This window comes from uncultured Clostridium sp. (genome assembly GCF_937920395.1).
Taxonomy (GTDB): Bacteria; Bacillota; Clostridia; order Clostridiales; family Clostridiaceae; genus Clostridium_AD.
In genome coordinates, this window is sequence record NZ_CALEVF010000346.1 from 1 (window position 1) to 8,209 (window position 8,209).

At 29.2% G+C, this 8,209-nt stretch carries 10 protein-coding genes and 1 pseudogene; 6 read left to right on the forward strand and 5 right to left on the reverse strand.

Annotated features, from left to right (window positions below):
• Window positions 1–83: 83 nt before the first annotated feature.
• The 4 genes from Q0649_RS20600 to Q0649_RS20615 form a co-directional block, all read right to left on the reverse strand.
• Entirely contained in the window at window positions 84–443 is a 360-nt protein-coding gene (locus Q0649_RS20600; RefSeq protein WP_298846296.1) for a hypothetical protein, read from the reverse strand.
• A gap of 90 nt (window positions 444–533) precedes the next feature.
• A complete protein-coding gene (locus Q0649_RS20605) occupies window positions 534–902 on the reverse strand; it encodes a YkvA family protein (protein ID WP_298846299.1) in 369 nt (122 codons plus the stop codon).
• 229 nt (window positions 903–1,131) lie between these two features.
• Window positions 1,132–2,019 (reverse strand): DMT family transporter, encoded by an 888-nt coding sequence (locus Q0649_RS20610; RefSeq protein ID WP_298846302.1) that lies wholly within the window; start codon window positions 2,017–2,019, stop codon window positions 1,132–1,134.
• 19 nt (window positions 2,020–2,038) lie between these two features.
• On the reverse strand, window positions 2,039–2,320 hold the full coding sequence (locus Q0649_RS20615; protein ID WP_298846305.1) for a metal-sensing transcriptional repressor: 282 nt from the start codon (window positions 2,318–2,320) through the stop codon (window positions 2,039–2,041).
• Between the two features lie 689 nt (window positions 2,321–3,009).
• On the opposite strand from Q0649_RS20615, the gene Q0649_RS20620 reads away from it, so the two are divergent.
• From Q0649_RS20620 to Q0649_RS20630, 3 genes are all read left to right on the forward strand, one after another.
• On the forward strand, window positions 3,010–4,302 hold the full coding sequence (locus tag Q0649_RS20620) for a methyl-accepting chemotaxis protein (protein ID WP_298846308.1): 1,293 nt from the start codon (window positions 3,010–3,012) through the stop codon (window positions 4,300–4,302).
• Window positions 4,303–4,907: 605 nt separating this feature from the next.
• Window positions 4,908–5,468, forward strand: coding sequence for a hypothetical protein (locus Q0649_RS20625; protein ID WP_298846310.1), 561 nt, complete (start codon window positions 4,908–4,910; stop codon window positions 5,466–5,468).
• A gap of 170 nt (window positions 5,469–5,638) precedes the next feature.
• Window positions 5,639–5,797, forward strand: coding sequence for a hypothetical protein (locus Q0649_RS20630; protein ID WP_298846313.1), 159 nt, complete (start codon window positions 5,639–5,641; stop codon window positions 5,795–5,797).
• Between the two features lie 666 nt (window positions 5,798–6,463).
• Here Q0649_RS20630 and Q0649_RS20635 read toward each other — a convergent pair.
• Window positions 6,464–6,709 (reverse strand): annotated as a pseudogene (locus Q0649_RS20635) (GNAT family N-acetyltransferase); the annotation flags it as partial.
• A 248-nt stretch (window positions 6,710–6,957) separates the two neighbouring features.
• Here Q0649_RS20635 and Q0649_RS20640 point away from each other — a divergent pair.
• The 3 genes from Q0649_RS20640 to Q0649_RS23115 all read left to right on the forward strand — a co-directional run.
• Complete coding sequence (locus Q0649_RS20640) at window positions 6,958–7,488, forward strand: hypothetical protein (RefSeq protein WP_298846315.1); 531 nt, start codon at window positions 6,958–6,960, stop codon at window positions 7,486–7,488.
• Window positions 7,489–7,701: 213 nt separating this feature from the next.
• Window positions 7,702–7,848, forward strand: a complete 147-nt coding sequence (locus Q0649_RS23110; protein ID WP_367179427.1) for a hypothetical protein — start codon at window positions 7,702–7,704, stop codon at window positions 7,846–7,848.
• A partial coding sequence (locus Q0649_RS23115; protein ID WP_367179428.1) for an MFS transporter occupies window positions 7,848–8,209 on the forward strand: 362 nt, incomplete at its 3' end. The genes Q0649_RS23110 and Q0649_RS23115, both read left to right, overlap by 1 nt.

The window sequence follows — 8,209 nt, forward strand, 5'->3', positions numbered from 1 at the left end:
GACTGTCTTCTATATCAAAAGAATAATATGCGGGGCCATACAGCATATTATAAGTGTCACGCCCATTGCCACGAATATCATGATTACCAAGAGTAGTACAAAGGGTAGTAGAGATTTTTGACACCATTTGATGAAATAGTTGCAGTATGCTTTCCCTTTATTGTTACTTTAGGCATAGGTGATAGTGCTCTGATTACAATGTTTTCAGTATCATCTTTTCCCTTTTGAATACCTTTTACAAATCCTCCATAAACAGTGACTTGCGCATTCTTGGTTTGATAAGTTGAAGATGAGTCATCGGGGTTAAACTGAAGTGGCACACTGACAAAGTCTTTGCTGATTTTATAACTATTTTTTGCATTATAAATAAATGCACTAGCTCCAGTAATAAGACATATACATAAAACAATTATTGTTAAGTTGATAATTTTCCTTATTTTCATAATCACACCTCTTATTTAACTTTTGATGCTATGTAACACTCTTCAATCATTATAAATATACCTCATTTTTAAAATATATATTATAATATGTTAAAACAACCTCGTTAAAACATAAACAAATACTCCAAACCAAATAAAAATTATAATGCTTCCTGCTACCCAATTTTTAGGTTTACCATCATTAAAAATATTTGATGATTGTTCTCTGCAATCATTCATAATATCTTTTGGTATTAATCTAATTGCAAATGCAATTCCAATAGGTATTAAAATTAAATCATCAATATATCCCAATACTGGTATAAAATCAGGAATTATATCAATAGGACTTAAAGCATATCCAACTACTAATAATATTAAAACCTTAGAGTACCAAGGTACATCATGTCTTTTAAATGCTAAATATAATGCTCCAATTTCTTTCTTTAAACTTTTAACCTTTAACTTTATATTAGTCAAAACTTTTTTGGATAATTCAATATAATTGTTAATTATAATTCCCCCTCATTATAAATTTTCATGATCTTATGTTATATAAATGCATTTTAAATATTATATCATGAAATTTAAAATATCTATTTGAACATATCCAAAAATAAATGAATATAACATAAATGTAATTGATTTATATTTACATTGAGGCTATTACTCATATAAAATTATTGACTAAAACAAAATCAATTATAATTTAATGAGCATGATTATGCCCTTCTGTTGATGCTAAATATGTACCTATAATCATAATAACTAAAGCAATAATAAATGAGATTCCGGGTATTTCTCTAAACATTATAAATGATAAACCTACCCCAATAAATGGTGCTATAGCATAATAGGCACTCGTTTTTGCCGCGCCTAAGTCTCTTTGAGCATAGATATAAAAGAATATACTTAATCCAAAAGAAAAGAATCCGAGTACAAGTGCTGCTATGATATAAGGGATATTATTTGTTTGTTCACCTATTATAAGTGCAATTAGTAAAGAACCAATTCCTGAACCAAATCCTTTAACTACAACTATTTCTAATGGGTCTTTTATAGATAATCTTCTTGTACAATTATTTTCAAATCCCCAGCAGATACAACCTAACAGTACAAAAATTGAACCAAAAGAAAAAGATAAACTACTTATATCTTTTACAGATAAAATAATACTTGATACAGTAATTAAAATAATAGCACCCCATAGTCGTTTGCTGATAAACTCCTTAAATATTACTAAAGCAATCACCGAGGTTGCAACAATTTCAAAATTGTTAAGTAATGATGCATTAGCAGAAGTTGTCATGGTAAGCCCAAACATTAAAAATATAGGTGCTGCTATGTCTAATACAATCATTCCTATTGTAAATGGAAGTTCTTGTCTCGTAAGTCTTGCTTCAGTTTTCTCCTTGTATATCTTATTCTTAATAAGTCCGACAATGAACATTCCGAGTCCTGAACCTATATAAAGAAAGGATGCCATTAATGTAGGTGGAATTTCTTTTAACAGTAGTTTGGATACAGGCAAACTAATAGCATATAATGCCGCTGATAATATTGCAAAATAAGCTGCCTTATATTGTTTAATCTTCATTTTTTACGCCTCACAAATATTATTTAATAAATTTATCAATAGCACTATTTAAATCTTCTAGTACCTTTTTATCTCCAGTTTCTACTGCATTTACAACACAGGTATTAATATGATCTTGTAAAACAATTTTTCCAATATTATTAACTGCAGATCTTACTGCTGCAATTTGAATAAGAACTTCACTACAATCTCTATTATCTTCTACCATCTTTTTAACAGATTGTAAGTGCCCTATGGCTCTAGATAGCCTATTTATAACTGCTTTAGTATTCTGATGTTCATGATTATGTTGTTTACACATATTTAAGTCCCTCCATTTTGTATCCCCCATAGGGGGTTATAAAATTATATCATTATTTTGTTTTATTTGTAAGGGCCTATTCATCATAAATGTAATTGTGTTACTTTCAGATTGTGGCTATTACCTATTCATTTTTAATGTATAATAACGTGTTGGTTTGTTACATTAAATGTATCAAAACGGTGAAATTCATTGCATAAAAAAAGAAGGTGTTAACCCTCTTACATTTCATATCAAATATTTGACCCCATATCAGCGTCATTATAGCTTGGATAAAAACATTATTGAGAATAGAAAAAGAGTGTATACACTGGTAATGACTATTATAATAAGATTATAAATATTTTAAAAGAGTATAGCACTAAATGAAATATGTTTAAGATAATAAATGTGCATACTTAAGTCTAGCATTACACGATTTTTTTGCTTAATCGCCACATTTTTATTTTCAGGTCTTATTCTAATTAGGTTGTTGTTGAATTTTTATTTATCATGTTAGCATTTATTAATTTATATATATATTATTTTGCTATTTTACTATTAATTATTTTACTTTAAAGACGATATATATAATGTTTTATAAATTCTAAGGAAATATTAATTTGAAAAATAATAAAATAATTGCAAGGTTTTAAATAAAACAAATAGTGTTGCTACAATAATATTTTATTTTAGGGGAGTGAATATTAATGAAATGGTTTAATAACTTGAAAATGATTCAGAAATTATTATTAGATTTTATTACAATTGGGTTGTTCGTTGGCATAGGTGGAGGGATTGGCGTCGCTAACATGAGTAATATCGATAAAAATGTTACTACCATTTACTCAGGTGATTTAGTAATTATATTAATAATTATTATAGGATTACTTGTTGCAATTGCATTAGCTTTAATAATTGTTATTGGAATTTCAAAACAAATAAAAAAGGTTGTAATCGTAGCTGAAGCTCTTTTGGATAACGATTTATCAAAAACTATTGATATTGATAATAATAGTGAAATTGGAAGTTTAGCAAAAATAATAAACAAAGCTATAATAAACATAAAAACATTAATTATAGAAATATCAGAAAGTGCTACTGATATTAGCGCAACTAGTGAAGAACAGTCTGCTACAACAGAAGAAATATCAGCAAAAATGGATAATGTCAATGAATCCATAAGGCAAGTATCATTAGGATCAGAACAATTAAGTGCAACAACACAAGAAGTAAATGCAACTACGCAAAGTATTTCAGAGAATGTGGATGATGTTACTATAAAAGTAAATAAAGCAACTAAAATTACAAAGGATGCAGAAATAAAAGCGAACCAAGCTAGAAAAATTGCTGAAAATAGCTCTAGTATCGCAAACGAATTATATTTGGAGAAGCAAGAAAGTATATTAAAAGCGATTGCAGAAGGCACGGTTGTTAGTGAAGTTAAGATAATGGCAGATGAAATCGGAAATATAGCAAGTCAGACAAATCTTCTTGCACTTAATGCCGCTATTGAGGCATCAAGAGCAGGCGAACAGGGTAAGGGATTTGCTGTAGTTGCTGATGAAGTTAGAAAATTAGCTGAAGCGTCAGCAACTACAGTTAAAAGAATTCAAGAGGTAACTGATAAAGTTGAAAAAGCTTTCCAGAATCTTTCGAGCAACGCTCAGGATGTATTAAATTTTATTGATACTAAAGTTAAACCTGATTATGATTTATTTGTAGATACAGGTAAGCAATATGGTGATGCTGCCGTAGGAGTTAATATGATGTATTTGAATTTTGGATCTTCAATGAATATAGTAAATGAAACTGTATCAGAAATTAGTAAAGCAATTGAAAATGTATCAGCTACAGCTGAAGAATCAGTTGCTAGTTCAGAGGAAATACTCGCAAGTGTTAATGAATCTGTTATGGCAATCCAAGAAATATCTAAAGCATCTCAGAATCAGGCAATATTAGCAGAGAAACTAACCATTATGGTTCAAAAATTTAAGTTATAAAGAACTAGCCTTACTAAGATTATATATTAATATAACCAGAGTTCGTGTTTTTATGACAAAAACGAACTTTAGCTTGATACACTAAAAATGATTTAATATGTTTAGACAGATATTAAATAAATAATACTTGTCCCCTGTAGAGCAGTTTCAGTCGTAATCCAACGTGGCCCCTTTAAATTGGATGGAATCTTTTAAATTCAATTAGATTTCATAGCATTTTTAACTTAAATTTAACTTCCCATACTTCAGTGATTTCAGTCGGTTATTATCTATTAATGTTATTTTTTTAATTAAATTTTCATTAGATTTTTATAAGATTTTACAAGATTCTAATCTAGCGATTAACAACAATATAATTAAATAACTTCTATTAATGTAGTACTAAGTAGTACACAGAGAAAAATAGATTGCTAAAGTTTCCACGGTATTTTTCTTTAATCAGTATTGTATATTCGTAGCAAATTTGATCAATCTACATATGATAAAGGACAAGCTCTTCTGAAAGAGCTTGTTAAAATATAAAGGAATGATATTACTTGGATATTAATAATTTAAGAAGCAATATAAGTTTACAAAAATAACGAATTAAGAAAGGCAGATTATAAATGAATAAAAATATAATTGAAATATCAAAAATCGCAGCAACATGGTGGGCAAATGTAATAATTAATCCTAAGTTCGATAATGGTGACGATAGTAAAATAGGAGATGCTATAAACAGGGATCGGGAAATGAGAGTTAAAGAGGTAACAGATGAGACTAAAGTTAAATTTCTTAACCATTTGTCAAAGGCTATTGAATCAAAATTAACATTAAAAGCTCAAGCTATAAATATAAGTGTTGATTATAGTCCAGATAAGATATTAGTAGACTCGGCGGAATATGCAAATTTATCTACATCAAACTTTCCTATAAAAACTACAATGTGGATTTCAATTAACCACGTAGCCGTATCTTATGGGTATACTGCAAAGACGAAATATTTGTATGTTAATAAGAAATTTTGGTATAAGGAGATAGATTGCTTAAATGAATCTATTAAAGAATATGGCCGGGGAATAGCATATTATGATTGGTTAACTGAAAGCGATATAGCAGCCCATGTTACAATATTAAAAAAGAAAATTAAAGAGTATCAAATAAATCTTGAAAAGTCAGCTGAATAAAATTATCTCCTGATTTCCAGTATACGAAATTAAGTTTGTTTTAAATAAGACAAGTTATAGGCCCTACAGTACCTTATATTTATAATCTGCATATATTATGTGTAAATAGATATTACATTAAAAATATCTATTTTTAATGATTTCTTAAATAAAAAGTAGTAAAAAGTTTTATGGAAAATAAATCTATAAAAATTCAACCAGAAGATGCACAAATTATTGCAGATCCAAGCAATGATTATTTATCTATTTTAGTTGGAGCAGATGCAAAATTTAATAGCGGTGCAACTGGTGTTATTATAGGTCAATCATATAATATAAGCTTTGCATGACCGAGCAGTCCCGGGACATCTTTTACTACAATTAGAATTGATGGAATAGATTATATATATGGTATTGGAGGAACGATGGTTCAATCTCCTACTGAACTTCCAGATTTGAAAAATGAATCTATTTGGCTATATTACGATAAAGCTTTATAAATTTAATTCAAAATACCCGGAAAATCCACAACTTAATATCAAAATCTATTATAGCAGTTCGAGTGGATTGTATAAAATCATAAATCACCAGCTTCAATAAAAAAATACTAATAATATTAATTTAATTTTCATTTAAATAAAATAGAAAGAAGTAACCTATTTGACTAGGATACTTCTTTACAGTGTTTTTATTTATTAATAATTAAAGTTTCCATAATATCCACTTACATGAACTAAATTCATACTTTAACTCATATAGCCTCTCTGAGCCCTTGATTATGCTCTGGCACTTATAGACCAACATATTTTATCTTTAGTGAGAGAGTGTATAACAAGTGCCAAACTCCCACTAGAACTAACTTCCTTTCTTTTTGTACTATTTCTTATGTACAATATGTTGATAACTTTGTTGAAAGTCCGTCATATTAGAAGGATGTGACTTAATTGATTGATGAATTATGATGAAATGAAGTTGTTGCAAATCATTTTTGCTCTCGTTTTATGTATTTCTTATTTCTACTTATTCAGGTTTTTTAAATGATAATAATTGAAAGGCAATTCTTTAATTTGTACATCATCTACGATATTAATAGTCTCTACATAATCAAATCCGATTATTTTGGCGACTGCTATTGACCCAAAATTATCTGGTTGTATAGTCGTAATTAAATACTCATATTCAAATTCACAAAATATATATTCCACAAATGAGTGCATGGCCTCTGTAATATACCCTCTACATTTATAATCTTCATTTACAAAATAGGCAACATAATAAGATTACTACTATTTATATCATGAAATATCAAATGTATATATATTACTCAACTTTCGCATGACAAAATCATTAACCTCTGTTTTATAAACTAAGTCAAGACACATACACATCTGAATCTTTTAATAAGTTTAATAATTTTAATAAATATTAAATTTATTAAAACGTTGATAAGTAATAGAAAATAGGTTGTAGTAAATACAGGTAATAAAATAAAGTTATTGGAGGGATTAAAATGCCGAGAGACAAATCTGTTGACAGTGAAAGAACCCGTAGTGCAGTGAAATATTATTACAATTTGACGAAAGAAAAAGGATTATTAGATCCCCTATTAAAGGCTGGAGGATTTCAGGTTCAAGCAATCGAGGCCACAATACGCCGAGGAAAAATAAGCACTAAAATGATTGATACATTCAAAGACGTACTAAACGCGGATCCGGCAGTTCTCACCGGCGAAAAAGAGCTTCCAGCGGAGGAACCAACAACTGAATTTGTAACTTCTCCTAACTCAGTAAATTCACCGGAGACTGAGAGGACAGTGAATTTACTAATTGCACTGCTTTCTGTCGAAAAAATAACTGATAATACTGAATTTAAGAAGGAATTAAATGCAATTAAACTTAGTATTACGCGATTAGCAAATAGTATATTGCCGGCGAAAACCTGGTTTAATACGAATATGATAGGAACCGAAATTCCTGAATCAATGGTTCAAGGTACAAACATAAAAACAGCACCAATGGAATGTTCTCACAATGAGTTATGAATTATGAGTTCAAAAAAGAGCAGCAGAGCCCTTATTTAGGAGGACACGTAAGTAACAAAAGTAAGAATATCCAACTATAAAATAGATTTCAAAGCATAATATATATATAGGTGGTGTTTAAAAATGTTAAAGGATTTAGCTAGCCCATTCAAATCAGTTTCTTTTAAGTCTCTATGGATAGGGCAATCATTTTCACGCCTGGGTGATTGCATAATGCTTGTTATGTTACCAGTAATTGTATATTCAATTACTGGTTCTGCATTAACCATGGGATTCGTAATGACTTTAATTATGATACCCCAGATTGTGTTAACTCCTTTTACTGGTATTATAGCAGATCGTATTTCCAGAAAAAATTAATGATTATAGCAGACGTAGTAAGGCTAATTACACTTAGTATAATTTTTATATTTTCTATATCAAATAGCATAAATATATCTATAATATACATTTATGCAGTAATTTCAGGCACTATGACTTCTATCTTTCAGCCTGCCTATTCTGCAACCAGAGCAGAAGTATTTACAAAAGAAATAAGGAATGCAGCGAATTCACTAACGCAGATAAATGAGCAATTTGCGAGATTAGTTGGACCTTCACTAGGCGCTTTAATTATAAGCTTTACATCAATAAGTATTGCTTTTGGAATTGATGCAGCAACATTTCTTGTTACTACTCAGCCATTGCAAATAGCAAAAACCCTTTTATTGGCAAAAAGGGT